Genomic DNA, 26,330 nt, shown 5'->3' with positions numbered 1-26,330 from the left:
GTTTATGATCTAGAAATAGCACTTAAAGATGCTAATCCTCCAGCAACCTCTTGTTTAGCTGCTGTTACATAACTACTCTTACTTCCTTGACTTATGTATATTTTCCCATCTCTTTTCCCATCACTTCCTAAATACCTTCCTGAAGTACCAAAGAAATCTCCGAATGGAGCTCTACCATCAGGGTCAATGTATCGGATAGGATTATTAAAAGCATAGTTATAAGGACTATGCCTTCTCATCTTTTCTGCCATAGGATCTACCGTTCCCCATCTACCCAGATCCGGCATATAGAATCTTGCTCCATAATCATACATTCCTGTCTCCTGTAGCTCCTTCCCATTGTATTTATAATTTTTATATGTACTCGGTCCAAAGAAAGATGCTCCAGTATTTAAATGACTCATTCCGAATGGATAATAATCATTAGAATCTGTAATTTCAAGAGCGCCTGTGCTGTTTCTTCCGAAACTTATTCTTGCATTTCCAAGTTGATTCTTGTATTGGGTAAATATAACTAATTGTTAATAAAAAAAATGCCACACGAAAGGATTCGTGCGGCAGTGTGGGGTTTAATTTCTTTTATTAGGCTTTAGCTTCTTATTCTCTTCTTCTAAAGATTCATTCTGCTTTTTCAACAGTGTAATATAATCGTTCAGATTATCTAAAATATGATTGGGAATACTGCAATGTTTCATTTAGTATCATCTAGTAGAGCTGACACACAATCTCTGACATTCTGTATACCTAGCTTTTGTTTAATTTCTCTCATATCCTCTTTCATATTTTTCATAGGATTACTATTGCAAAAAAAAGATATTTTTGCATTTTCATTATAATTAAATGTCCAGCTTCCAACATCATTTATTATATTATCATCAAGTTTATTTAGAAAAAAAGCGCTAGTCTTCTTAGTGTTTTTAAAATTTGATAACAAAATATTTTTATTCTCATCATTATCTGCATAGATAATGACTTTATAGCCTCTGTATTCAATTATTGAATTTTGATCGCTAATTTTCCCCATACAATCAAAACAATTATTATTTATATGAATATTTTTTTCTTTAAGATTTCCTTCTTCATTATCCATTCCTAATTGCAGAAATGTTTTAGTAGGAGTGAAAATCTTATTTCTTGGAGAATAATAGTCAATGTAAGTATCAACAATGTTATTCACGTTAAATTTTTGTGCAGAACAACTTAAAGTTGCTAATGATATAACACATAAAAACATCATTCTATTCAATATTTGCATTTGAGCCATCATATTTAATATATTTTTTTAAAAAGGTTGAGTATACTCTAAGTTTAATATCCTCATGAGTTCTTGCTACGTTAATGTCACATTTTTTACCTAAACCACAATCAAAAGTATTCACTCTAAATCCTTTTGCTCCATAATCAAATCCACTTGGAGACAGTTGATAGCCAGGAGGGTGATTATGATCTTGTGCTGTTAAATTACTTTGAAAAAAGTTATCCCCTCCTACTGAGAAATTAGACATATATCCCGTTCCTTTAGGATCAAGTGGAGAAGTACTAGGTAAACGATAAGTTGATATTACAGAAAAATTATTACCCGAAGTAGATGATTTATAAGTAGAATTTGCTGTTTCTACATTCGTATTATTGTAAAAATACTCGGCAACTTCTGATGCTTTTGATTCATTATTGTGGAAACTTAATGTAGATAGTTTGTCACTACTATGACCTTCATTATCTGTAATCGGTGAACTTAATGTTTTTTCCTGAGAGTTATTTTTAACATAACCTTTTTCACCAACTTCAACACCTCCATCATTGTCTGCTTTAAGATTTCCGTTTTTATCAAAATTCTTTTCAGCATAAATAACATCTGTTTTAGATTCTGCCATCCAAGTGAGATTTCCAGATTTATCTAACTTATATACGTCTGTACCTTGTCTTCCATCCGGGTCAATATACCTCAAAGGATTATTAAATGCATAATTGTATGGTGACCATCTTCTCATTTTCTCCGCCAGCGGGTCAACAACACCCCATCTTCCCAGATCCGGCATATAGAACCTTGCCCCGTAATCATACATTCCGGTCTCCTGCAACTCCTTCCCGTTGTATTTATAATTTTTATACGTACTCGGTCCAAAGAAAGCTGCGCCAGTATTTAAATGACTCATCCCAAAAGGATAATAATCATTGGAATCTGTAATTTCAAGAGCTCCTGTGCTGTTTCTTCCGAAACTTATTCTTGTATTTCCAAGTTGATTCTTGTATTGGTAAATATAACTAATTGTTAATGAAAAATGCCACACGAAAGGATTCGTGCGGCGTAGGGGAAACCTCTTTTGTCCTAAAAAAGATAGAAATCCCACCTCTATTAACTAAAAACTAGATAATTGTCAACTTCATTGTACTTTTCATCTAAAACAGATACATAGTAACCTAAATTTATTTCATTTGATAATAAATTCAATCTTACCTCAATAAGGTAAGAATCACTGTTTATAGCTGAATATTTAAATTTCACTGAATCTTTTTCAATTTGAAGGTCAAATACAGATATATCAATTTCATCTGATAAAAAAGAGTTTTCACTTTTTTCAATGCATCTTTTGTAAGATTTAATTGCGTTGAGATAGTAATCTTCTAGTATTTCACTATTCATTTTTTTCTTCATATTAATGTCCTGTTATATAATCAAATATAATATGTCCAGTAGCATTAGGATTTCCATAAATTCTTATATCACCTCCTTTACCTAATATTTTAATTTTGTATGTATAACCTGTAGATTTTGCCTCAGTAGCTGTTAATTTTATTATTCCTTGAGCATCTACAGGTGCTACAATACCTTTTCCAATTGCTGCTGCGACCTTTTTTTGTATAGCTGTATCAAGCTTGTTAAATTCTTTCCTTACAACCCCATCCTGAAGTTTTTCCAGCATTTTTTTTAGCAAGTGATTTTCCTACTGCCCTCAAAGAACTTTTTAATGGTCCTCTACCTATATCTGGCATTTCCAGCAATATCATAGTATCTTCATCACTTGTCGGCATCTTTCGTTTGTCTGGCCCCGAATCAAATAAAGAGGCAAAACTAAAACCACTACCATATCTACTATTGTAATAAAAATCTATATATCCCTGGTTTACTTCATAATTAGAATTCCCATCTAAACTAGTTTTATTAGAATCATAATATTTAGCATAAGTTTTTGCTTTTGCAAAATCATGTCCATTGACTAAAACAGTTTCATTAACTCCATCATTAACATTTACTTCTTCTCCTGTTCTTTTATGCTTATAAATTGTTGCAACCGTTTCAGGTTGTTGGGCAATCATACCTGTCGGGTCATTATAAAAAATAGGATTATTATCTGCATAACTATACGGCTGGAATGTTTCATCACTTAATGGATCATGTACTCCCCATCTACCTAAGTTAGGCATGTAAGACCTCGCCCCATAATCATACATCCCAGTTTCCTGCAACTCCTTGCCGTTGTACTTATAATTTTTATATGTACTCGGTCCAAAGAAAGATGCTCCAGTATTTAAATAACTCATTCCAAAAGGGTAATAATTATTAGAATCTGTAATTTCAAGAGCGCCTGTGATATTTCTTCCGCAAGAAAACCTTACATTTCCCCAACTGGTCTATGTAGTACTGGTAAATATAAATACTTTATAATTCCCAATAATAAACTCAAAAACATTTCTGTATTAAAATTTTGTTTAGAATACAAATCAATCACTTTAGAATGTAAAAACCTCACTTTTTATGAGGTTTTGTTATATCAGCTCAAAGTTATAAACTTTGTGCAGCTAGAGGAATTCTTCAAATAGGCTATCTAAATTTGAGACAGCCTACTGATATTTATTATATACATACTTTTATTCTTCGTAGTCCTTTGAAAACTTAACACCTTTCTTTTCTAAAATATTTTTTATAGTCTCAGCTTTTTCTTGAGGCGATACTTGTATAACTTCATTTTTATAATCGAAAGTAAGCAACCACATACTAGTGTTATAAGAAAACGGATAAGAAGCTAAATTAAAGTTTTCATAGGGAACTTCCTGTACATTCTTAAATGCATTTTTTAACATGATTGTTTCATCCAGTACTTCATCAATTATTATCCTATAATTATAAAGTTTATAGACTTTTGTATACTTAAAACCAGACATTAGTTCTGGATTCATAAAATATACGTTTAACCTATATTTGTTTTCATTTTGTATTTTACTTGCACCAACAATTAATATATTGTCACTTACATTTACATAGCGCTCTTTGTTTTTGAAGTCAATATAACTTTCGATAAATGGTATTACTACTTTGGGGTCAATCTTTTTATCTTGTGCTCTACAAGAAAATAGAATCAATATACCTCCTAAAATAAATATCAATTTTGTTTTCATAATTAATTTATTTTTCTGTTACTACCTGTATATGTTGCTGTTGAACCATTAAAATTGACATATCCCTTTCCTGATGTTGGCCATTTCCAAGTGCTATAAACATTGGTAGTTTTAAATATTGGATTTTTGCTTGATACATCAGCATCGACATAGCCTCCAGTAATGATTTTATAAAAAATAGGATTATTATTTCTATCAAATCCATAATCAAATCCTCCAGGAGCTATACTTTCTCCTAAAGGATGAGAATGGTCAAAATCAACACTTTTTGTTTGGCTAATGAAGTGATTACCATTTCCTCCTGTTAGATTTACATAAGGAATAGCAAAATAAGCACTAACACTTACATTAGTAACATGGCTAGTAGTTATAACATTTGAAGAAAAACCATCTTCAAAATTGAACGTATCTCTAGTAAATTCAACACTAGTATTTTCCGCAGCAAAGTCAAAAAATTGTTTAGCCGCATCATCGTTTTGTATTTGTAGATACGTATAAATATTACTTCCTTTTGAGCCTTCGTGTCCTGGCGTTTTAAAATTAATATCTTTAGCTTCTCCTATTTGTGAGTCTCCTGTAGGATTAGTTTCTATTACATTGGTACGAGCAATTTGTATAGATTTAGATCCATCTTCGTTGGTAACAGTATCATAGGCATTATTGTCTTTTGTTCTTTCTATATTACCATTATTAAAAATCTTAATCTTATCTTCCGCTTGCATTCCATCCGGATCAATAAATCGGATGGGATTATTATAGGCATAATTATAAGTACTCCATCGTCTAGAAGTTTCTGCCAGCGGATCCACCACACCCCATCTACCCAAGTCCGGCATATAAAACCTCGCTCCATAATCATAAGACCATTACAGTTGTAATGACTTTATTGTTATTTTATTCAAAAGACATGAGTACGATGCTCACGCCAGCAAGAAAAGATTTGTTTTATCTATTTGGAATCTTCTTTAGGAGGTTTAGGCATATTAGGATAACCAACTGAATTACCATGATTGGGTACGGCGTGATACAGCTTGTTCTCAAACGTTTTCTTATACAATTCTATGTAATCAGAATTATTCAATTCAAAATAATCTATTTTTATTGATTCAGTATTAAATGGAACTTTATACTTTGCAGAATTTCTAAAATATAAATTTAATGTGTCATTAGAAAAACTATATATAAAAGGATCCAAACCTTGTAAACTATTAGTCTTATCAAAATCTTTTACATCCACTATTTTTTTATTTGTTATTAATGTAAATTGTTTATCCCCAGTAATACCTAAGTTAATTGTCGATATATATATATGTTCTCCTTTGCTAGAAACTATTTCACTTTGATTTAATTGCTGGCTCCCTAGCTTATTACTACAAGATATTATACTTAATAAAAATAATAATGTTATATAAATGTTACTTTTCATAATGTTTATTTTTTGTTAGCATTTTCACCTGCTTTTATACCTTCCAAAATTCTTCTTCCAGAATATGGTTCTTCACCATAATATGGAGCTGGACCATAACTATTACCAAAGAATAATACACTGGCAATAGCATTATAATTAAGAATCGAGTGTGGTGCAGTCAGTAATCCCCTTTGATAAGCTCCTGCCATCTTCATATATGTTGAACCGCTTATGTAAAAACCTTTAAGTGTGGAAGTTACTCCATTTAATCCTGCTAAATAATTACCAGCAGATCTGCCGGTAGTATATTTACCATTTAATAATCTACCAGTCATAGGACCTTCAGAGGCCCAATCTTTATTATTCTTAATATCAAGTGGTTGGTTTAACTTAGATTCTTCCATTGTTTGCTCTAGCCCTGCCTTTTTGGAGTGTTCATTAGCATCTGCTATTAATGGATCCCAACTTTGTTCTGCTCCAAAATGTATTGTTCCATCTGCCATATTCGTATCTGGATTAATAAATTCGTCCCAATATTCAGTTTCTCCCATTTTTTCTCCTCCAGCTGCCGTATTGCTTTCAGAATTATATGATTTATCTAACTCTTTCAATGTTTCTTGAGTATTTCCAGAGTGCTTATAAACCCCATTATCCCCATCATTGGAAACCATAACAACATTTCCAAATTTATCTGTATGAGTACTTTCCACCCCACGACCATCAGGATCTATAAAATTTATTGGATTATTTACCGTATAGTTGTAAGTTGAATATCTTCTATATTCTTCCGCCAGCGGATCTACGACACCCCATCTACCCAGATCCGGCATATACATTCTTGCACCATAATCATACATACCCGTCTCCTGCAACTCCTTCCCATTATACTTATAATTTTTATACGTACTCGGTCCAAAGAAAGCTGCTCCAGTATTTAAATGACTCATCCCAAAAGGGTAATAATCATTGGAATCTGTAATTTCAAGAGCGCCTGTGCTGTTTCTTCCGTAAGAAACCCTTACATTTCCTAAATGATCCTGATATTGGTAAATATACTGATCTTTTTCATAATCATAAAACCCTTCTGATGTTGGAAAAAATTTTAATTCTACGGTCTTTATTGCAGGGGTTGCGGAAACTTTTCGTGGTTCCACAGAAAACGCCTCTATTTCCATTGCTTTTCTCATGGGAGACATGGCAAAATCCGCAGGTTCTTCCTCTCCAGTACCACCTCCGCCCGGTGAACCGCCTCCTGTTGTTTCCATACGACTGTACTGAAATCCATCTAAATAATCAGTATCGGTAGTAACTGTTACCGTTCCGTTAATACCATCATTCGATTCAATGATTCTTTTATGCAATTTTACTCCGTCAGCCCGGTACAGGTAATTCATATTGTAATTAGAACCACGGGTTATTGAATTAGGTAAATTCAAATGGTTATAACCAATTCCTGCGATCTGTTTATCCTGCATATCTTTCATATTGCCATTGAGATCATAGCTGATTGTATTTCCCCCGCCTTCGTATCCCGCCTGATTGTTGGTGCTGTCCTGAATATTAGTCAGTCTGTTTCCGGAATAGGTATAGGTGAGATTATCAATAACTGTTGCTGTATTTATTCCCGCTTTGAATACTGAAGTTCTATAAAGGGTGGTAATATTTCCATTTAAATCATAGGCTAAAGATTCTATATTTTCTTTACTGTTCGGATTATTAGGATTCTGATAATAGCCTGCACTTAGCCTATTTAAACTATCATATGCATATCCATACCTTTTGGGAGTAATGGGTGGGTTAGCTCCAATACTCCGTACAGACCTCCAGTCTACTTCTGCAATATTTCCGTTGTATCTTGGTTTTACATTCTTCCCGGGAAATTGTATAGCATCGGGGTTTTCGATACCTTCTCTCTGGTTGTATTTAATTTTATAAGCAAATAATTTTCCGCCTAAATCAACAACAGGCATTTGGTTTTTATTAATATCGGTCATCCAGCCCCTGATATTATAATCGTAATCAATGCTTTGAAGGTTGTTTCCTACTTTTTTATTGCTGAGCTGGGAAAGTTCATTGTACGTATTTTCAGTCAGAAGCTGCTCTGGATTGCCATCTACCTGATGCCAGTGTTCCTTCACCCTGTTTTGGGAATCATAAACAAAACGCTCCTGAATGGTTATGCCTGACTCCCCAGTTTTCCTCAGGTGATAGGTATTGGTGTTTTGTGGAACTCCTGCAAAATCCAGCATGGATTCTGTTTTGGTATAGCCTCCCAAATGGTTGATAGAATATGTTCCTATAGCTCTTGCTTTATTATCATAATAAGTGTAGGTTTTGCTCCAGTTATCATCTTCAACATTCTTCACCAGACTCATGACAGGAAGCCCTTTCGTACTTCTTCCATCTGTACCAGGCGTTTCCGGCAATACGGTTTGCCCCTGAATAGTTGCTGGAAAAGATGGATTGAAGCTGTAAGCAGGATAAGTATCATAATAATTAATGCTTAAAACCTGTACCAGATTAGCAGGAAGAGCCCTGTTGGTATAATAGATAGGCATCCCGTTTATGGTAAAGAATGCTTTACTTCGCTTTTCGTTGATATAGACAGCTGCTGTTACATTGGTCTGAAGGGTCTGTCGTGTAGCATTATTATTGGTAATACCATTCAAAATCACTCTGCCAAACTCATCATATTTCATCAGCAGCCATTTTCCCTGAGCTTTAAGATTTGCATCCTGAGACATTACGAGCTGGTCAGCCTTATTGTATACCATATATTCCCAGCCTTTTCCGGGAATTTTCTTTTCTACCAGACGGTTTTTCTCATCATAACGGTATTGATAACACAAGTCACTGAGTGCTGGGTTCACATCTGTAAGAGTGGAGGCTGTGGGAGGAATCACAAAAGCTAACTGGTCATATTCATTGTATACATAATAAGTGTCTGCATTGCCTGAAGCATTGATTAATTTTCTTACCAGAATGACCTGTCCTTTCCCGTTTTTAAATTCTATGGTTTTGTTTCCGTCTTCATCAGTCACCGTATTTTTATAGAGCTTAGACTCGGAGTAGATTCCTGTTGACGGTGGAAGTTCACTTTTGGTAGCTGCATTTTCCCACGTCGTAGTAGTGGTAAACATTTTTACAGCATCAGCGGCTGTATTGGCTTCATAATCAAACTTCACAGGCTTACCGGCCCAGTCATTTCCCACCTGGATCTGCTGCTGGATTCTGTTCAAAGGTGAGTTCTCCAATACTTTCTCTGAAAATATTTTTTCTGAACCATAAGGTGTATTGGCCGCATTCGATAAAGGATTAGGAACAATAGCTCCATTCAAGGTTTGAGACTGGGGAACGGGCAAATAATCTTTTACCTGTCTTCCAAAGCCGTCATATTCGATATGGGTAACAACATCTCGTCCTAGTGGAGATGCTTTTACATTAACCACCTGCTTAGGTCTTCCTAATCCGTCAAAATACTGTACAGTTTCAGCAGATTTTGTAGCAGTAGCTCCATTGTAATCAAGATAGATTTTAGCCTGGATATAGTTTTCAGTATTAGGAAGCGGAGTGAGCTGTGCCTGTAAATTTCCTGTTACCAACAGTACTCCTATGGGAATTATTATCTTTTTCATCGGTATTAGTTTTTATAGTTGTACTTCATTTCCTTTACTACTTTTCCATTCGCATCAGCTACTTTTATCAGCCTTCCTGCTAAATCATAAGTATAAAATTCTGTGATCCCTGTTGGCGGAGTGATACTTCTGGCTCCCACCAGCGGATCATAGGTATAGGTAGTGACCGGGGAGTTAGGAAACTGAGCTCGGAATGCTTTCAATACATTTAATAAAGCGGTTTCATCATTATTGGACCCTGCTGCTTCATCAGTATCAGAAGCACTGACAATAGCACTGGCAGCAGATGAAACCTGAGCATAGGCCATTCCTTCTATTTTAGCGATAGGCTGGGTATTATTATATCCCCAGATAATGGCTGTTGGAATACCGTCTTTTGTGGTATACTGTTGTAAGTTTCCGTTTGAGTCATATTTATCGTAGGTAACTTCTGTTGATTGTGCTCCGGTATCAATTCCATAAGAAATTACTGAAGTAGGAAACAAAGTTGCTGGATCATCATATTTGGTTTCAGTTTTTGAAAACATTTTTCCGGCAGGATCACTTGCATTCTGCTTCTTTGTAACAATGGTTTGCAAAGGAATACCAATCATATTGGCATTGATCAACTTTTGATTGCCTTTTTCATAAGCATACTGATACAAAGTCTGTTGGCTGGAACCAGAAGTTTCAACATCTATCATCATCGGATTGGTATGTTTATAATTGGTATCATAAGTATAATTGGTAATCTCATCAATACCATTACTATTATTGGCTAAATAATTAGTGGTTTTCATCATTTTCTTCTTTACCCAGGCAGATGATATTTCATATCGGTTAACCGTAAACGTTGTAAAATTGGCAGCAATCGCTTTGATTCCAATCACATAAGGTCTTATCGGCAGAGTTGGAAATCCTGCACTATAATCGTTGGAAAGACTATTGAAATGATTATCAAAATCATAGGTGATAACATCTTTTTTCAGCAGCTTTTTCTGAGAATCATAATAATTTCGTCCGATTAAAATCCCACGGGCAAACTGATTGTTGGCATAAGTGAATATGGGGCTTCTGGCATTTTTAGCATTGGTATGACTAAGATTCATGTATTCATCTGTAGTTTCGTAACTTTCTGCTGCATTACTGATATTTTTGACTCTGGTTGTCACTTTATCATACACTGTAGGTTTTCCATTGATGGTTGTAATATTGAAGTTTCCGGTATTGCTGATCACCATCTGTTCACAGCTGTATCCTGCCACCTTATCCTCTGCCACTTCCTGGATATAAGAATAGTCTATATCATCCCCCATATATTTTCCGGTGGATTTGCCATTTGCATCTTTATAAATAAACTCAGTTTCGTAAGCCAGCGTATTACCGTCGTTTTTCATTATTTTTTCTACCCGGATTCCCCCTACAGATTTATTGTATTCTTTATTTTCAGATATACTGTCAACCCATTCCACATTCAAAGTAGCATACTGGCTACTGTTTACGTTTCCTACTTTTCTGATCCTTATTTTATAGGAAGGTTTCTTGTCCACAATCATTTCGTATTGTTTGTTGATCAGGAATGTTTGAAGGACTGTATTGTTATTGTCCAGTAACTCCCCTACAAAATGAGGTCCCTCTGGCAGGCTCCCTTCTGAACCTTCTGCAGGGCTGGTAGTACTTTGAAAAGTAATCTTAAAATCTACCTTATTTCCGTCTCTGCTCACATTGAAAACACCGCCTAAAGGTTCCAGGTTTGAAATAAGGAATTCCTTTTTCCCCATTTGTGTTTCTACTCCGCTAAAATAAAAATCATCCAATCCGTATTCCAGGTTCATTGTTCCCCCAGTCGGATATTGGATCTCTTTTAAGCTCCCTGATACCGCATAATTAATATCAGGTTTCTTATCATCCCCATAGCCATAGGTCTTATCATCATATGTTATATAGGGGATTCCCTGGTTAAAGGTCTTTCCGTTATAGAATCCCACATAATCAGTCTGGTCAGAAAGTCTGTTTGGTAAAGGATAATTTTCATAATACTGTAGTTTATATTTTGAGTTATCTTTAAGGTTCACCACCTCCTTAAGCTTCAACCTCTTAGTCAGATAGGGAAAGTCAGCTTCAAAACCCGGCACTGCCGGTGAATCTGTACTCACAAAGTACTCTTTAACCAGGCTAAAATCTGATACCAACGATTTCTGTGGATTTCTCACCTCTACTTTACTTAAAGAAAGTCCATTATTAATATCCTCCCGGCTATTATACAGGAATTTGATCTCACTTCCTTCAAATTCAATACTTTGCAGTACATTTTCTAAAAGAACTCTTGTTCTTGTAACAAACTCTTCATAAGTAGTCCCATTTTCAACAGTACAGGCCCTACCTATTTTTAATCCTTTATAAAAACTACTCAGATAATTGTAATTGCTGGTCAGGTAGTTAAATTTTATTTCTTTTCCTGTTGGTAAAAGAATTCTGGTAATGACAAAATCTGTAGTATTGAAATCCTGAGGATCAGGTGCATTACCACCTCCAACATTTTGAGTCTGATTTCCTGGTTTAAAATAATATTTTATCCCCTGATTATCTGTAAAAATAAATGAGTCTTCAATCTTTACCGTGCTAAAGGGAATCTGAATGATTTTCCCTGCACTGTCATAATAAAACTCTCCCGAGCTGCCACCTATAGCATAAGAATAGATGTCCGGTTGAGTATCCGGTGCTCCCAGTCCATTTTTGAGGGTCATGGCAAGGGTATAATCATTTGGGTTCCCCTGAACAGGGTTAAAATTATCCGGATTAATATATTGTATCTTTCCTTTGTCTTCCCTTCCAAAAATTTGCTTGGATAGTGAAAGTCCCCCAACAGATAATGCCCATCCAAGACCGACTTTTGAAGCGGTTTCTTTTACTTTCACTCCTGAAGCGTGATATTTTAAAGAAATAGGTAAACTAAAATCACCTACTTTAATGGTATACAAAGGAATATCAATACCCACCGCTCCGGTATGGGTAGAAGTAGGGATATCAATATGTTTGGATAGCTGACTTGCATCCGGAGATTTTATAGTGAGGTTATATTTACTGTCTTTCGCATCTACAGATTGTGCATAGCCTAGGGCGCATCCACAGATGATCAGAGAAGCTGCAATTACTTTTTTCATCGTGTTTATTTTTTAATCAATTTAGCATTCGCCGTTTTATTGTTATCCGTTTTTATGGTCACCAAATAAGCACCCTGTACAAGAGCCTGTGTATTGATCTTGGTAACATTGTTTTTAGTTTTTATACTCTGAAGCTGCCTTCCGCTCATATCGTGCAGCATAATTTCTGCTTCTTTAAAATCGAAGCCGATTTCCACATAAGCATAATCGGATACAGGGTTCGGGTAGATCTTAATGTCATGTTTTTCTATTAACTGATCTACCTGTTTGTCTCCCAGCTTCACGATCTTCCAGTTTTCTTTTCCTAATTCCTCAGCACTGGTTCCTGCGAGAATAATAGAGCCATCTCTGTTAAGTCTCAAATCTGAAAGTCTTTCCTCTTTTTTTCTCGAGTCTCCACTCACATGTTTTCTCCATTGCTCATTACCATTGCCATCCAGATACAACATCCAGAAAGTCTCATCATCCTTCTCTATTCTTCCTTCTGCCTGGGTATACCCTCCCAGCAATATTCCTTTGGTGGCATCTTGATTCTTGGCTCTCGGCTCTTGGTTCTTGATTCTTGATTCTTGACTTTGTATCACATTCATCCCCATTAAAATATCCCTGTTCTTGAAATTGTAGGATTTCTGCCAGATCTCTTCACCTCTTTCATTCAGTGAGATCAGCCACAGGTCTGTTCCTTCTTCTATGCCCACTGATTTATTTCCGGATCTTTCGGATCTGGATTCTCCTCCGATGATAAAACCGGTTGAAGTTAAAGCCAGGGTTCTGATATGATCATCGTCTTTTCCTCCAAAGTTCTTTTCCCATTCTAGTTTTCCATTTTTATCTAGTTTGACAATCCAGTAGTCGCCTTCACCGAAATTGCTGCTGGCTTTTGGCAGCTGGCTAATGGCTGTTGAGACAGCAGGCCTTTCAGTCGAAGGTGTAATCTCAGGATTCCCAACTCCGGAACCCGAGCCCTGAACCTCGGAACTCCTTGAATAGATTCCTAACAATGCTCCGCCGTCTTTCGTGGGGATCATTTTTTCTACTTCGTCCAAGCCTCTTCCTCCCAGAATAAGCTGAGACAATTCTTTTCCGTCTTTATCGAGTCTGGTGATCCAGACATCTTTTGAACCGTAACCTTTGGATGAGTTTTGAATATTTCCGGCAATAAAAAAGCCTAAGTCCGTGGTTTGAATGACAGCTTTGGCTTCTTCATCTGAAGATGTTCCCAAGGTTTTCTGCCACAGTTCATCACCAAATTCATTCAGCCTGATCAGCCAGATATCCGATCCCCCTTTGGAATCTTCTTTTTTATCAAGTCCTTTGCTTGAATACGTGGTTCCTGAAACCAGAGATCCTCCATCCTGAGTGGTCACCGTTGCGGATAAATAATCGTGGTTTTGTCCGGCAAAATATTTCTCCCAAACCTGCTCTCCCTGTTGGTTGAGTTTTACCAAATGGAAATCGTAGCCGTTGTTTTGTTTTTGGCTACCAGTAGCTGGCGACTGGCTTTTAGCCTGAATAGAGCTTCCTGTGATCAGGTATTGCTGATCAATAGTTGTGATCACTTGATTGAGAAAATCCTGCGTGGAAGATTTGATATCTTTCTGCCAAATCACTTCCTGGGCAGAAAGGCTCAGAGCTGTGCACAGAAACCATGCACCGAGATAAAGTTTTTTCATTCTCTGTTTTTTAAGTTATTTTAATTTTGCTGCAAAAATATTACTTTTAGCTCACTGTGAAAAGATTTATTTTATCATATTGATATGAGATTTATTACAATTTGACATTTTTGTTTTCCCCCACTTCTGTAATGAAACAAAGGTAATCTGATAAAGCGACAAAATATGTCGTATTATCTACAATCTTGGCATAAATGTCAGGGTAAAAATGATGTGTTCTAAGAAAATTTTAACTGAAAAGGATAAATATAAATACATGAACAGTTTTGGGGAAAAATAAATTTTTACCTGTGGTGATTCACAAAGTTCCATACGGAATTGATAAACTCACTGTTTTTTTCATAATACAAAAGATGTCCGCCATCGATGGAAACCACTTTTTGATTTGGAAATTGGAATGTTTGATAATGCTTGGTTCCTACGGCTTTGTCTTTTTTTCCTGTAATAATTAATACAGGGACTTTAATGTCTTTTGTAAGAGGTGTGTAGTCAGTATAATATTCAGGATATTCTTTGGGCTTTGTGATCACTGCCATTCCAAAATCGATGATCCTTGGATGAAGAGAATCTATTTTGTCCATTTGTTTAATGGTTTCGATATCATCCGTAAGAAATTTATACCCGATACGCTTTTTTCTCATTAAGCTGCTTACTTTTGAAATTTCTGACTGAAGGCTGTCTTTGGAAATGTCTTCGGCAGGGAAGTGAAGGAGTTCATTTCCATACTCTATCTGTTCTCTTACCGATTCATCATTGAGGAAATGTAACGTGATATTGGCGAGGATAAGTCCTTTTGTGTATTGAGGATATTTTTTAGCATAATTAACTGCAATAATTCCTCCAAAAGAATGTGCGAGAAGGAAAACTTTATTCAGTTTCATATGCTGTCTCAGTTCTTCAATATCCTGGATCATTTTGTCAAGATGATAATTCTCTGCCTGACCTGATCCACCGGAACCACGTTGATCCATATAGATCATTTTCATATTTTTTTCAAGGTTGTTTCCGCCCATCAGTTCAAATGAAGGATATCCCTGTCCGGGACCTCCGGGAACATAGATACAGGCTTCCCCTTTTCCGGAGACTTTATATTTGAGTCTGATATGGTCAGCGGTTTCAAAAAAGCCTTCAGAACTGTTGTTCTGAGCAGAAACAGAAATTATAGATAGAAAAAAACAGATAAATATCGAGATGGTTTTCATATACTAATAACAGTTGGGAGAACCTGTTTATTACTTTTCGATATATTATTTTTTCATACATCCAAGCATTGGAGGTTTCCTGTTAAACCTGATTAATTCTGTCAAAAAATATGTGATAGAGAGATTCTCAGACAGTTAAGGAACCGGATGAAATTTCAGGTTGCTTTAAGTGAGCTCAGCGATTTTTTTAAAGAGTCCGGGATAATGGATGACCAATCCATTTTCATCCACTACAATGTCAGCTTTAAAATCGGTTTCAATATTTTTGTACAGATATCCGGCGGTGCTTGTTTTGGTATACTGTTGCTTGGCTGGTTTAATATGATTGTTTAAAATATCAATATAAATAACCTTGATCTTCTGCGAGTGGTTTTCAGTTAGAATCAAATTATTGATCGGCAATGTATTGGTAAATGGGGTTAAAGAGATATCAATATATTTGAATCCTTTCAATTCAGGATGTATCATATTATTGATCTCCCAATGATCCTGTTGTTTTTTTCCTGTTATTTTGGTCTTTATGGTATTGATCTCAGATTCAATTAAAAATTCCAGCATTGTCCAGTCTTTATCAATGATGAGTTTATAATCTACAGCATAAATTTTATCATGATAACAGCCAATGATTTTTGACAGTACAGTATAGTTTTTACCATTTTCTTGTATGTTAACATATTCGAGAGACTGATAAATTATTCCTTGCCATATTAATGTTTTCATTTTGTTTCGGTTTAATGTAATGTCAGTGTTAGAGTATATTGAATGGAATATTGATTAATGGGAAATTCTTCGTTTCCTGATCCTGCTTAATGTTTCCCTTGCTACGCCTAAGAAAGAGGCCAGTTGGGTAAGTGATACCCGCTGCAGCATTTCGGGGTATCTGTTTTCAAGATATTCTAATCTTTCCCAGGCAGAATAAAGTTTGAAAAGATTGGAAAACTCTTCCTGTTTTGTGGCAAACTGACGGATACAATGACGTCCCAGGCTTTCAATTTCATGAAATTCTTTAGCCATTGTAAACAATTTTTCTTTATTGAAAATAACCGTATGTACTTCTTCACATGCTGCCATATTGAACTCAGATGGTTGTCCGCTGCCAAAGCTGCTGATATTGGTAGCTATTTCATTTTCAAAGAAAAAGCCGGTATTTTTTATCACTCCGTCTATCTCATAATACGTTTTACAAAATCCTTTATCAATAAAAAATAGAGAATGGCAGATCTCTCCCTCCTGCAGCATAAGTTCATTTTTTTTAAAACTTTTTTCAGACAGGGCAGGCTGGAGCAAAGACCAGCTTTCATCAGAAAAAGGAGTGAGAGAACGGAGATAGGTCAGAAGATTTGTCATATGTCAGCTATTATTCTTTAATCTGGTCAGACACGAAGAGATTATTCTTGTTGATATTTAGAATATTTTCGTTTGTAGTATACCAGTGAACAAATTGATCATATTCAGCTTTATTATTTTCCTGCCAGTTTTTAAATGCTTTCTGATCACCAATTTGGAAAATATAATGATTGTATGCGTTAAATACATTATGATCTTCCATTGTTTTATGATAACTAAGGAGTACATTAGGATTATCTATATAATCTTTTGTATAATATTCTTTCAGAAACTGTCTTCTGATTTCAGATAAGGTATTGAGATTAATTTCTTTTTGATTAATTATAGAAAGGGCAAAGTTTTTAGCAAAAACAATGCAGAATGGGAATTTTTTATTTTTATCATATTGTTGGGCATCTATTACAGCTGGACATAAGTTTGTTTTTATCCCTTCATTATCAAACTTTACTGCCTTTTTATAATTTTCGTATAAAAGCATACTTATTTCTTTGGTACGCGATGTCGTACGTTCCAGATTTACAAATATTTCCCCATAAATAAGCCCAGACAGAAGATCATTAGAATTTAAATAAATTTGTGAGACCCTATAATAATTTGATGGATATGAAGGTTCTGCTTTTATGCCTTTCTCATACGTTTTAATAGCTTCATTGAATTTTCCTTCAAATTCCAAAACCACTCCTTTTTCAAGATATAGTTTTCCTGAAGCCGGAAATTTTTTAAGCCCTTCATTATAGACGCTTATTGCTTTTTCAGGATTATTGGAAAGATCGTAAGCGCTGCCAAGCAATGCGTAGTAATAGTCGTCAATATTAGAGTGATCTTTTGCCTTGTTAAGTTCTGAAATAGCCAAAGTGTAATCCTTTTTTTTGATATATGCTAAGGCAATTTCATAGGGGTAAGTATAGTCCTTTGGGTCTATTTTTTCACAGTCTTTCAAAATGGAGATTCCTTCATCATATTTTTCTGCATCAATTAATTTTATTGCGTCATGAACTTCTTTACATTTAAATGTCTTTTTTTGAGCATTCGTCAGTTGAAAAAAGCTTAAGGTGACCAGAAAAAGGGTAGTACGTAACATTAACTTTCAGGTATTAGTTTATTACAAAAATGCATTTTTTTAATTTAAAAAGGAAAAAACTATTCCAGATCCAACGTCATAAAAAGGGCAATCTCGTCAGAATTATTATACAATCTTGTGTTCATGCCGGTAATATTGAAGCCCATTCTTCTGTAAAATTGTATCGCAGGGTAATTGGTATTCTGGGTTTCAAGTTCAATAACCCGGCAGTTTAATCTTCGGGCTTCTTTAATGGTATTTTTGATCAGTTGTATACCGGCACCCTGTCTTCGGTGTTTCTCATGGATCAGGATGTTTTCGATATAAAAACTGTTGTTCCAGGTTCTTTGCTCACCAATAATCCAGCCTACCAGCTCATGATCAATATAAGCTCCGAAGGAATTTCCTTTTTTAATGATTGTATTAAAGGTTTCAAGTTCATCAGAATCAGTTTCCCATAGTTTGGTATAGGATAAAGCTTTTTCTTTTACCGTAAATTCGAAAACGCCGCCATATTCTATAGAAGATACGGAATATATGGTATCCGTAGTATAGCCGTTGTGCCCCCAGTCTGTGGTAGGATTGTTGGTAAGCCTTTCCAGTTTTTTTATTTCCATAAGATGATGTTAATAGGAAGTTTATTACATTTCAGTACAGATTTCAACCAGGTAATTATCAAGGTCTTTAATATACGCTGTTTTTTGTCCCCAGGGTTTTACCGTGATGTTTTCATACAGAACGGCACCATTTTTAACTGCTTTTTCTACCAGTGTTTCCACGTCATCCGTAGTAAAGCCCAATTCTATTCCGAAAGGTTGGGCTTCTGATTTCGAGGTTAAAAATCCCTTTTTTAAATTGGAGCTGGCCAGGCTGATCGATGCAAAAGAAATAGTAGTTTCTCCGGTAAGAAGCTCACCATAATCTTTTTCAGGAGTAATGAATTTTATTTCTGTATCAAAAGTGTTTTTGTAGAAATTTATTGATTTTTCTACCTCTTCTACATACAGGATAACATATTTAAATTTAATCATATTATTGGATGATATTATTTTTTCTTGATAATATAGTCTTCGTCTACCATCAGTTCGATATAAGGCCCATTAAGCGGATAATATTTCATACCTCCAAAATGACCGAAATGAAACGGGTATTTTTGACTAAGATCCCTTACTTTAGCTCCAAAGGTGTTGATATCAATATCTATAACCTGATCTTTATATTGCCTTCCATTAGTAAAGAAGAGCATAAGGTTACATTGATCACCAAAGTAGAAATCGTGGTAGTAAAATACGCTGAGGTTCTCTTCATGGCATATTGCAACCAAATCATTAATGAAATCCTTTTTACATGCCAGCGGAATATTACAGTCAACTCTTATTGAAAAATTTTCGGCATTATTCTGTCTGAAGTCTGAACCTGTCATCTGAATAAACCGGTGTTCTATAGTCCTGAATATTTTCCTTTCCGGAAGATAGTTTTTGGTATACTGAATTTCAAAAGGAATCTGCTCATCTAAAAGTATGGCATTTTGATCTGTCAACAGTTTTTCAATTTCAGCAGCTAACTGAAAGTAGTAGTCAAAAAGCTGATCATTTCCCATAGTCATCATCACCTGATTGCCATTGATTTTTAGCTGTAAATAGGTGTAAGGGAATTCTGCTTTTAAAATTTCCAGCCTGTAGAGGAAATTTTCAATATCATCCATCTGAACTTTTGTCTCCAGCCCGGCAGGATTGTCGGCATGGCCGCCATATCCCTGCAAGAACTTAAAATATTTAAAATGATATAAATTTTCAGGAAATTTAAAATACCAGTATACTCCTAAAATCATGGATGAATTGATTGGTGAATTGAATATTGATCAAAATTAAATAAAATTTCACACTCCAAAACATTCAAAACCCTTAAATTTGTGGTCAATAAAAATTTACTTGGATGCTTAGGAAAATTTCAATTGCGGCAGCTGCTGTTTTGTCCGTAGTTACAATCAATGCGCAGAAGAATAAAAATACTCAACTGGAAAGACCGAAATTAGTGGTAGGTTTGGTGGTAGACCAAATGCGTTGGGATTATCTATACCGTTTTTATGGTAAATATGGAAATGACGGTTTCAAAAGACTGTTGAATACAGGATATTCTTTAAATAATGTACATATTCCTTATGTCCCTACGATTACCGCTTTAGGACATACATGTATCTATACCGGGTCTGTACCTGCAATCCACGGAATTGCCGGAAACGACTGGACAGATAAGGAAACGGGTAAAGGGGTGTACTGTACGGCAGATGACAGCGTTCAGCCAGTAGGAACTACCAATACTAAAACAGGAAGCCATTCTCCAAAAAACCTTTGGTCTACAACCGTAACCGATGAGTTGAGACTGGCCACGAACTTCCAGGGTAAAGTGATAGGAGTTTCTCTTAAAGACCGTGCTTCTATTCTTCCTGCAGGTCATACTCCGAATGGAGCTTTCTGGTTTGACGACAGTACCGGGAACTTTATTACAAGTACATGGTATATGAAAGAGCTTCCACAATGGATACAATCATTCAATGCTCAGAATTTACCTGAAAAATTAGTAGCCAACGGCTGGAATACTTTACTTCCAATCAATCAGTATACAGAAAGTTCACCTGACAATTCTTCATGGGAAGGTCTATTGGGAAGTGCAAAAACACCTACATTCCCATATACCAATCTGGCGAAAGATTATCAGACAAAGAAAGATAATATCCGTTATACACCTTTTGGAAATACATTGACATTAAAGCTGGCTGAAGCTTCTGTAGAAGGAGAGCAGTTAGGGGGAGACCATATTACAGATTTCTTAGCAATCAATTTAGCTTCTACGGATTATGCAGGTCATAAATACGGACCGAACTCTATTGAGGTTGAAGATGTCTATATCAGACTGGATCAGGATTTGGCTCAGTTTTTCAGCTACCTGGATTCAAAAGTAGGAAAAGGGCAGTATACGGTTTTCCTTTCAGCTGACCATGGAGGGGCTCATTCTGTAGGATTCCTTAAAGAGCATAAAATTACTACAGGCTTTTTTGGAGAAGGCATGGAAAAAAATCTTAATCAGAAACTGAAAGAAAAATTTGGTGCTGATAACCTGATCAATGCTATAGACAATTATCAGGTATATTTTGACAGAAAAGTATTGGCAGATACTAAACTTGAGCTGGATGATGTGAGAAATTTTGCGGTAAAAGAACTTGAAAAAGATCCTACTGTTTTATATGCTGTTTCTGTAGACAGAGTTCAGGAAGCCAGTATTCCGGAGCCTATCAAACAAAGAATTATCAATGGGATCAACAGACAGAGAAGCGGAGATATTCAGTTGATTTCTCATGACTCTATGCTTCCTCCTTATTCTAAAACAGGAACTACACACAGTGTTTGGAACTCTTATGATTCCCATATTCCATTGATTTTTATGGGTTGGGGAGTTCAGCAGGGAGAAAGCAATAAAGAATACCACATGACAGATATTGCACCTACGGTTTCTTCTTTATTGAAAATCCAGTTTCCAAGTGGAAATGTTGGAAATCCAATTACAGAAGTGATGGGTAAATAAATTAAATAACATCAGTATATATAAATGGCTGCTTTCAACTATTGGAAGCAGCTTTTTGTTTTTATAGTATTCATCAAGGCCGGTTGCTGTACAGGATTTTCTAATACTTATGAATAAGACGTAATTTTTTACCTGTTATTTCACTTTTTGTCTAATACATTTAAAAAGCTATCTTTGCAAAAATTATGGTTTCCAATATATTGGAATGAAAAGGGAATCGGGTGGAACTCCCGGACTGTCCCCGCAACTGTAAATCGCAACAAAAGTTTCTGTAAAAAACCACTGTGTAAAAACGGGAAGGTACAGAAGGCGAAAGTCAGGAGACCTGCCAGAATAATAATCAAAATATATATTGCTTTCGGAGGAAGAGTAAATTAGTATGGATATAAAAAGATCTTTAGTACTGCTTTTTTCGTCTTATGGCTGCTTTCTTTTTGGACAAGAGAAGGCCTTGGATACTATTTATGTATTCGACAGCCAGATGAACAAAGTAAAGCTCTTTCATCATGTAACGAATATTACCAATGAAGATGCTGAAAAAAACTCAACTAACCTTTCCGAATTACTGAGATTTCAATCTCCTGTGTATATCAAAGAAAATGGACGGGGTGCTGTTTCTTCACCTTCTTTCAGGGGAACTACCGCCCAGCAGACTGCTTTTGTATGGAATGGAATTAATATTAACTCCAGTTTTTTAGGACAGGGAGATATCAATAATATGGCTTTGTTTGGATATGACCAGATCGGAATTAAACCTGGTGGAGGTAGTGTTATTTATGGCAGTGGCGCCATTGGGGGAAGTATTCATTTGAATAACAGCCTTGATTTTAATAAAGGTTTCCATGCTTTCCTGTTTTCAGAATTTGCGTCTTTTAATACTTATAATAATGTTGTTAAAGGTTCTTACAGCAATGATAAGTTCAGCTTTAAAGTTTCCGGAAGCCATTCTATAAGCCAGAATGATTATGAAGTAGAAGAAGCGGGCGGAAAGAAGTATACGAATGACAACGGAAAGTATTACAATACCAATTTCAATATAGCAGCAGCTTATAAAATTGCTCCCCATCATCAGATCTCATGGATATCGGAGACTTTTAACGGAAAACAGCATTATCCTGTTCGTTTTGGTGATCTGGAAACCAAGACAAAGTATCATACCCAGAATTTCAGAAACCTGATGGCCTGGGATTGGAATACCACGCGCTTCAGCAATTCATTTAAAGCAGCCTATACTGAGGAAAATTTTCAGTATTTTGGAGATATTACAGGACCGGAAACCAGTGGAGGTGCCGGAAAGAATTATATTTTGAAAAATGATTTCAATTACTTCCTCAATTCAAAATGGAATATCAATATTATCGGGGAATTTCAAGTGAATAAAGGTAAGGGAGAAGGAAGCTCAAAAGTAGGTGATATCAGTAGGAATGCTGGATCTATTGCCGGGTTACTTCGTTATTTTCCTACCAAAGACTTACGGTTTGAAGCCGGAATCAAGAAAGATTTTGTGGAAGACTTCAGCTCGCCGGTCTTATTTTCTTTTTCAGGAAAATGGAATGCCACCCAATGGTATGATGTAGGGCTAAGTGTTTCAAGAAACTTCAGAGCTCCTTCATTTAATGATCTTTACTGGACGCCGGGAGGAAATCTGGATTTAAAGCCAGAAACTTCTTATCAGTTTGAATGGAGTAACCAGTTTAAATTAGGAAATTTTAAATTATCTATAGCTCCTTACTATATGAATATCCGTGATATGATCCGATGGCTTCCAACAATTTCCGGGTATTATGGAGCTAGTAATACCAATAGGGTAGAGTCATATGGAGTAGAGTCGCAGCTGGAATTTGAAAAAAAATTCGGGAAGCATATGTTGAAATCAAATCTTGGGTATTCTTATACGAAATCTAAGGACCTTGATATTCAGAAACAACTTATGTATGTGCCTTTACATAAACTTACAGGAAGTATAGACTACCGACATGATTTTGTGAAAGTATATGTACAGGGAATGTTTAACGGGCTTACCTATACAGATTCCAATGAAAAAAGAAGTGATGCCTTAGATTCTTATTTTGTGATGAATGCCGGAGCCAGCGCTGCATTTCTTAAAAACTACAGCCTGGGTTTTAAAGTAAATAATATTTTAAATGAAACTTATTATACGATGCTTTCCTATCCGTTACCCGGACGAAATTACAGTATAAGCCTTACTATCAATTTTTAAAATAAATTAATTATATATGAATATCAGAAAAATTTTACCTCTTGCATTTGCTTCCATGTTACTTTTCAATGTTTCATGTAGCAGCGATAACGACGACATTGTAGAACAGCCAATTACTTATGAAGCTGGAGTGCTTATTTCCAATGAAGGGGGATTTACAACCACTACTGCTGAAGTTTCTTTCGTAAGCAGTAATCTTGCTAATCTGTATGACAAAATTTATGCTTCTAATAACAGTGGTGAGCCTCTAGGAAAAGTTCTTCAGAGTATAGGTTTTCAAGGGGATCGTGCTTATTTAGTATCTAATGTTCCTAATAAAATTGACATTGTCAACAGATATACTTTCAAAAAACAGGCTACTGTAACGGCTAACCTTGATGGAGCAAGATATATTGCTTTCTCAGGAAACCAATATTATGTAACCAACAATAACTTTACAACAAATAAAAGAAAGCTGAATGTTTACAATACAGGCGACAATTCTTTTGTAAAGAGTATTGATTTTACAAATGCTGCTGAAAAAGTGGTGGAAGCTGAAGGGAAAATTGTAGTACAGACTGATGGTACAGGATATGACTCCACTTGGAATCCAATTGCAACAGGATATACTATCTCTGTGGTAAATCCGACTACAAATACAGTGAGCCAAACAGTAACTCTTCCTGCCAACGGAATTATTAAAGATCTTATTTCTTATAAAGGAACTGCTTATGCATTGGTTTCCGGGGATACCAATTCTTATATCTATAAGATCAATACTGCAGACGGAACATTTACAGCAACAACAACTCTTCCTATCCCTAAAGTTCAGAAGCTTAGAGCGGAAGATAACAAATTCTATTTTATTACAGATACCAACAAAATATACGGAATGACTATTGGTGCTGCTGTACCTACGGCTCCTATTATGACCGCTACAGGTAATGTCTATGGATTTGATGTAATTGACGGCAGAATCTTTGCTTCTGATGCAAGTTTTTCAGCAGACAGCAAAGTGAATGTTTACAGCGCAAACAATGGAACTTTATTGAGAAGTTTCACAGCAGGAATCGGAACAAACGGTTTCTATAAAAACTAACATACAAGGCTTTGGCCTGTATACATAAATTTTATTTTTTCATCATTTGTGTTTTTTTTCGGTCGGTCTCATAGAGCCGGCCGATTTTGATTCACATATTAAAATAAAAACCCCGGGCTGGAAATCTTTCCAGCCCGGGGTTTTATGATTTAAACTTATATTTTTAATCCTAATTTTTCTGCTTCAGCAATCACAAATTTTGTTGCCTCGTCTTTTTCATTAGGAATTTCTCCTTCAAGAATAGCTTCCTTTACTTTCTCCTTTAAGATACCGATTTCACGGCCAGGTTTAAGCTGGAACATTTCCATGATTTCTTCTCCGGTAATAGGAGGCTGAAAATTCCTTACCTGATCCTTTTCCTCTACTTCTTTGATTTTGACAGCCACATATTCGAAATTCTTTTTAAATTTATCCTGTTTTTTAGAATTTTTTGTAGTAATATCCGCTTTACAAAGGGTAAAAAGATCTTCAAGGTTTTCACCGGCATCAAATAGCAGTCTTCGTAATGCCGAATCAGAGGCATCATCTGTGATCAGGGCAATAGGTCGGGAGGAAAGCTTTACCATTTTCTGAACATACTTCATATCGCTTCCTAAAGGCAGTTTAAGCCTTTGAAAAAGAGCTTTTACCATTTTTGAACCTAAGAATTCATGTCCGTGGAATGTCCATCCTGTTCCTTCAACAAATTTTTTAGTAGGAGCTTTTCCCACATCGTGAAGAAGTGCTGACCAACGCAGCCAAAGATTATCTGTATTCACAGAAATATTGTCTACAACTTCTAGGGTATGGTAGAAGTTATCTTTATGGGTCTGTCCTTCCACTTCTTCTACACCCTTAAGTTCTATAAGCTCAGGAATAATAAGTTTTAAAAGGCCTGTTTGCTCCATTAGGCTTAATCCTACAGAAGGTTTTTCAGAAAGCATGATTTTGTTAAATTCCACCATGATTCTTTCCATAGAAACAATTTCAATTCTTTTGGCTTCCTGTCTGATGGCCTCCAAAGAATTTTCTTCAATGGTAAAGTGTAATGTAGAAGCAAACCTTACCGCTCTCATCATCCTCAATGGATCATCAGAATAAGTTTGTGCAGGCTCTAGCGGAGTTCTTAAAATTCCTTTCTCCAGATCCTCAATTCCATGAAATGGATCAATCAGTTCTCCGAAATTATCTTTATGTAAAGAAATGGCCATGGCGTTGATGGTAAAATCTCTTCTTTTCTGATCGTCCTCCAATGTTCCGCCCTCCACTTCAGGCTTGCGGCTGTTTTCAGTATAACTTTCCTTTCTCGCTCCCACAAATTCCAGATCAAGATCCTTGTATTTGATCATAGCCGTTCCATAGGTTTTAAAAACAGAAACTTTTAGGTTAGGATCAATATCCTGAGCGACTGTCTGAGCAAGCTCAATACCACTTTGTTCGGTGACAAAATCTATATCTGTAGAAGCTTTTCTTTTCATTAAAAGGTCCCGGACATAGCCTCCGACAATGTATACGGACTGATTATTTTTTTCCGCAGCCTCAGAAATTATTTTGAAAAGTTTTAAATTTTTATTTTGGGTAAGATTAATTTTCATCGTTAGTAA

General features: G+C 35.7%; 24 protein-coding genes, 1 pseudogene and 1 riboswitch. Of the genes and pseudogenes, 3 read left to right on the top strand and 22 right to left on the bottom strand.

Going from position 1 to position 26,330, the window contains the following annotated elements:
- Nucleotides 1–2: 2 nt before the first annotated feature.
- From LQV47_RS12170 to LQV47_RS12080, 21 genes and pseudogenes are all read right to left on the bottom strand, one after another.
- Nucleotides 3–437, bottom strand: a complete 435-nt coding sequence (locus tag LQV47_RS12170) for an RHS repeat-associated core domain-containing protein (protein ID WP_290368651.1) — start codon at nucleotides 435–437, stop codon at nucleotides 3–5.
- A 132-nt stretch (nucleotides 438–569) separates the two neighbouring features.
- Entirely contained in the window at nucleotides 570–695 is a 126-nt protein-coding gene (locus LQV47_RS22505) for a hypothetical protein (RefSeq protein ID WP_290368648.1), read from the bottom strand.
- A complete protein-coding gene (locus LQV47_RS12165) occupies nucleotides 692–1,267 on the bottom strand; it encodes a hypothetical protein (protein WP_230037217.1) in 576 nt (191 codons plus the stop codon). Before LQV47_RS12165 ends, LQV47_RS22505 begins: the two co-directional genes overlap by 4 nt.
- A complete protein-coding gene (locus tag LQV47_RS12160; protein ID WP_230037215.1) occupies nucleotides 1,239–2,291 on the bottom strand; it encodes an RHS repeat-associated core domain-containing protein in 1,053 nt (350 codons plus the stop codon). Before LQV47_RS12160 ends, LQV47_RS12165 begins: the two co-directional genes overlap by 29 nt.
- A 65-nt stretch (nucleotides 2,292–2,356) precedes the next feature.
- Complete coding sequence (locus LQV47_RS12155; protein ID WP_230037213.1) at nucleotides 2,357–2,656, bottom strand: hypothetical protein; 300 nt, start codon at nucleotides 2,654–2,656, stop codon at nucleotides 2,357–2,359.
- Between the two features lies 1 nt (nucleotide 2,657).
- Nucleotides 2,658–2,924, bottom strand: a complete 267-nt coding sequence (locus LQV47_RS12150) for a hypothetical protein (protein WP_230037211.1) — start codon at nucleotides 2,922–2,924, stop codon at nucleotides 2,658–2,660.
- On the bottom strand, nucleotides 2,881–3,576 hold the full coding sequence (locus LQV47_RS12145; protein WP_290368650.1) for an RHS repeat-associated core domain-containing protein: 696 nt from the start codon (nucleotides 3,574–3,576) through the stop codon (nucleotides 2,881–2,883). Before LQV47_RS12145 ends, LQV47_RS12150 begins: the two co-directional genes overlap by 44 nt.
- A 294-nt stretch (nucleotides 3,577–3,870) precedes the next feature.
- A complete protein-coding gene (locus LQV47_RS12140) occupies nucleotides 3,871–4,398 on the bottom strand; it encodes a hypothetical protein (protein WP_230037207.1) in 528 nt (175 codons plus the stop codon).
- A 2-nt stretch (nucleotides 4,399–4,400) separates the two neighbouring features.
- Complete coding sequence (locus LQV47_RS12135; RefSeq protein ID WP_290368649.1) at nucleotides 4,401–5,120, bottom strand: JAB-like toxin 1 domain-containing protein; 720 nt, start codon at nucleotides 5,118–5,120, stop codon at nucleotides 4,401–4,403.
- A 9-nt stretch (nucleotides 5,121–5,129) separates the two neighbouring features.
- Nucleotides 5,130–5,246 (bottom strand): annotated as a pseudogene (locus tag LQV47_RS22500) (RHS repeat-associated core domain-containing protein); the annotation flags it as partial.
- Between the two features lie 101 nt (nucleotides 5,247–5,347).
- Nucleotides 5,348–5,824, bottom strand: a complete 477-nt coding sequence (locus LQV47_RS12130; RefSeq protein WP_230037203.1) for a hypothetical protein — start codon at nucleotides 5,822–5,824, stop codon at nucleotides 5,348–5,350.
- Nucleotides 5,825–5,829: 5 nt separating this feature from the next.
- Nucleotides 5,830–9,441 (bottom strand): DUF6443 domain-containing protein, encoded by a 3,612-nt coding sequence (locus tag LQV47_RS12125; RefSeq protein WP_230037201.1) that lies wholly within the window; start codon nucleotides 9,439–9,441, stop codon nucleotides 5,830–5,832.
- A gap of 5 nt (nucleotides 9,442–9,446) precedes the next feature.
- On the bottom strand, nucleotides 9,447–12,584 hold the full coding sequence (locus tag LQV47_RS12120) for a hypothetical protein (RefSeq protein WP_230037199.1): 3,138 nt from the start codon (nucleotides 12,582–12,584) through the stop codon (nucleotides 9,447–9,449).
- Nucleotides 12,585–12,589: 5 nt separating this feature from the next.
- Nucleotides 12,590–14,257 (bottom strand): T9SS type A sorting domain-containing protein, encoded by a 1,668-nt coding sequence (locus LQV47_RS12115; protein WP_230037197.1) that lies wholly within the window; start codon nucleotides 14,255–14,257, stop codon nucleotides 12,590–12,592.
- A gap of 284 nt (nucleotides 14,258–14,541) precedes the next feature.
- On the bottom strand, nucleotides 14,542–15,459 hold the full coding sequence (locus LQV47_RS12110) for an alpha/beta hydrolase (protein ID WP_230037195.1): 918 nt from the start codon (nucleotides 15,457–15,459) through the stop codon (nucleotides 14,542–14,544).
- Nucleotides 15,460–15,624: 165 nt separating this feature from the next.
- Entirely contained in the window at nucleotides 15,625–16,179 is a 555-nt protein-coding gene (locus tag LQV47_RS12105; RefSeq protein ID WP_230037193.1) for a putative glycolipid-binding domain-containing protein, read from the bottom strand.
- A gap of 54 nt (nucleotides 16,180–16,233) precedes the next feature.
- Nucleotides 16,234–16,806: a Crp/Fnr family transcriptional regulator gene (locus tag LQV47_RS12100; protein ID WP_230037191.1), complete on the bottom strand. Its 573-nt coding sequence runs from the start codon at nucleotides 16,804–16,806 to the stop codon at nucleotides 16,234–16,236.
- Nucleotides 16,807–16,816: 10 nt separating this feature from the next.
- A complete protein-coding gene (locus tag LQV47_RS12095) occupies nucleotides 16,817–17,887 on the bottom strand; it encodes a tetratricopeptide repeat protein (protein ID WP_230037189.1) in 1,071 nt (356 codons plus the stop codon).
- Nucleotides 17,888–17,946: 59 nt separating this feature from the next.
- Nucleotides 17,947–18,483 carry a GNAT family N-acetyltransferase gene (locus tag LQV47_RS12090; protein WP_230037187.1) on the bottom strand — a complete coding sequence of 179 codons (537 nt, stop codon included), beginning with the start codon at nucleotides 18,481–18,483 and terminating at the stop codon, nucleotides 17,947–17,949.
- 24 nt (nucleotides 18,484–18,507) lie between these two features.
- Nucleotides 18,508–18,897 carry a VOC family protein gene (locus LQV47_RS12085; protein WP_230037185.1) on the bottom strand — a complete coding sequence of 130 codons (390 nt, stop codon included), beginning with the start codon at nucleotides 18,895–18,897 and terminating at the stop codon, nucleotides 18,508–18,510.
- 14 nt (nucleotides 18,898–18,911) lie between these two features.
- A complete protein-coding gene (locus tag LQV47_RS12080) occupies nucleotides 18,912–19,697 on the bottom strand; it encodes a hypothetical protein (protein WP_230037183.1) in 786 nt (261 codons plus the stop codon).
- A gap of 104 nt (nucleotides 19,698–19,801) precedes the next feature.
- Here LQV47_RS12080 and pafA point away from each other — a divergent pair, with 104 nt between their 5' ends.
- The 3 genes from pafA to LQV47_RS12065 all read left to right on the top strand — a co-directional run bounded on the left by pafA (nucleotide 19,802) and on the right by LQV47_RS12065 (nucleotide 24,747).
- Nucleotides 19,802–21,448, top strand: coding sequence for an alkaline phosphatase PafA (pafA, locus tag LQV47_RS12075; protein ID WP_230037181.1), 1,647 nt, complete (start codon nucleotides 19,802–19,804; stop codon nucleotides 21,446–21,448).
- Nucleotides 21,449–21,617: 169 nt separating this feature from the next.
- Nucleotides 21,618–21,796: riboswitch (cobalamin riboswitch) on the top strand.
- A 31-nt stretch (nucleotides 21,797–21,827) separates the two neighbouring features.
- Entirely contained in the window at nucleotides 21,828–23,669 is a 1,842-nt protein-coding gene (locus tag LQV47_RS12070; RefSeq protein WP_230037179.1) for a TonB-dependent receptor, read from the top strand.
- A 16-nt stretch (nucleotides 23,670–23,685) separates the two neighbouring features.
- Entirely contained in the window at nucleotides 23,686–24,747 is a 1,062-nt protein-coding gene (locus tag LQV47_RS12065; RefSeq protein ID WP_230037177.1) for a hypothetical protein, read from the top strand.
- Nucleotides 24,748–24,902: 155 nt separating this feature from the next.
- On the opposite strand, the gene LQV47_RS12060 is transcribed toward LQV47_RS12065, so the two are convergent.
- Nucleotides 24,903–26,321, bottom strand: a complete 1,419-nt coding sequence (locus tag LQV47_RS12060; protein WP_230037175.1) for an HD domain-containing protein — start codon at nucleotides 26,319–26,321, stop codon at nucleotides 24,903–24,905.
- Nucleotides 26,322–26,330 lie beyond the last annotated feature (9 nt).

It is taken from the genome of Chryseobacterium sp. Bi04 (genome assembly GCF_918698085.1).
Classification (GTDB): Bacteria; Bacteroidota; Bacteroidia; order Flavobacteriales; family Weeksellaceae; genus Chryseobacterium.
The sequence above is the reverse complement of the archived record's forward strand: the minus strand, read 5'-3'. Positions and strand labels throughout refer to the sequence as shown.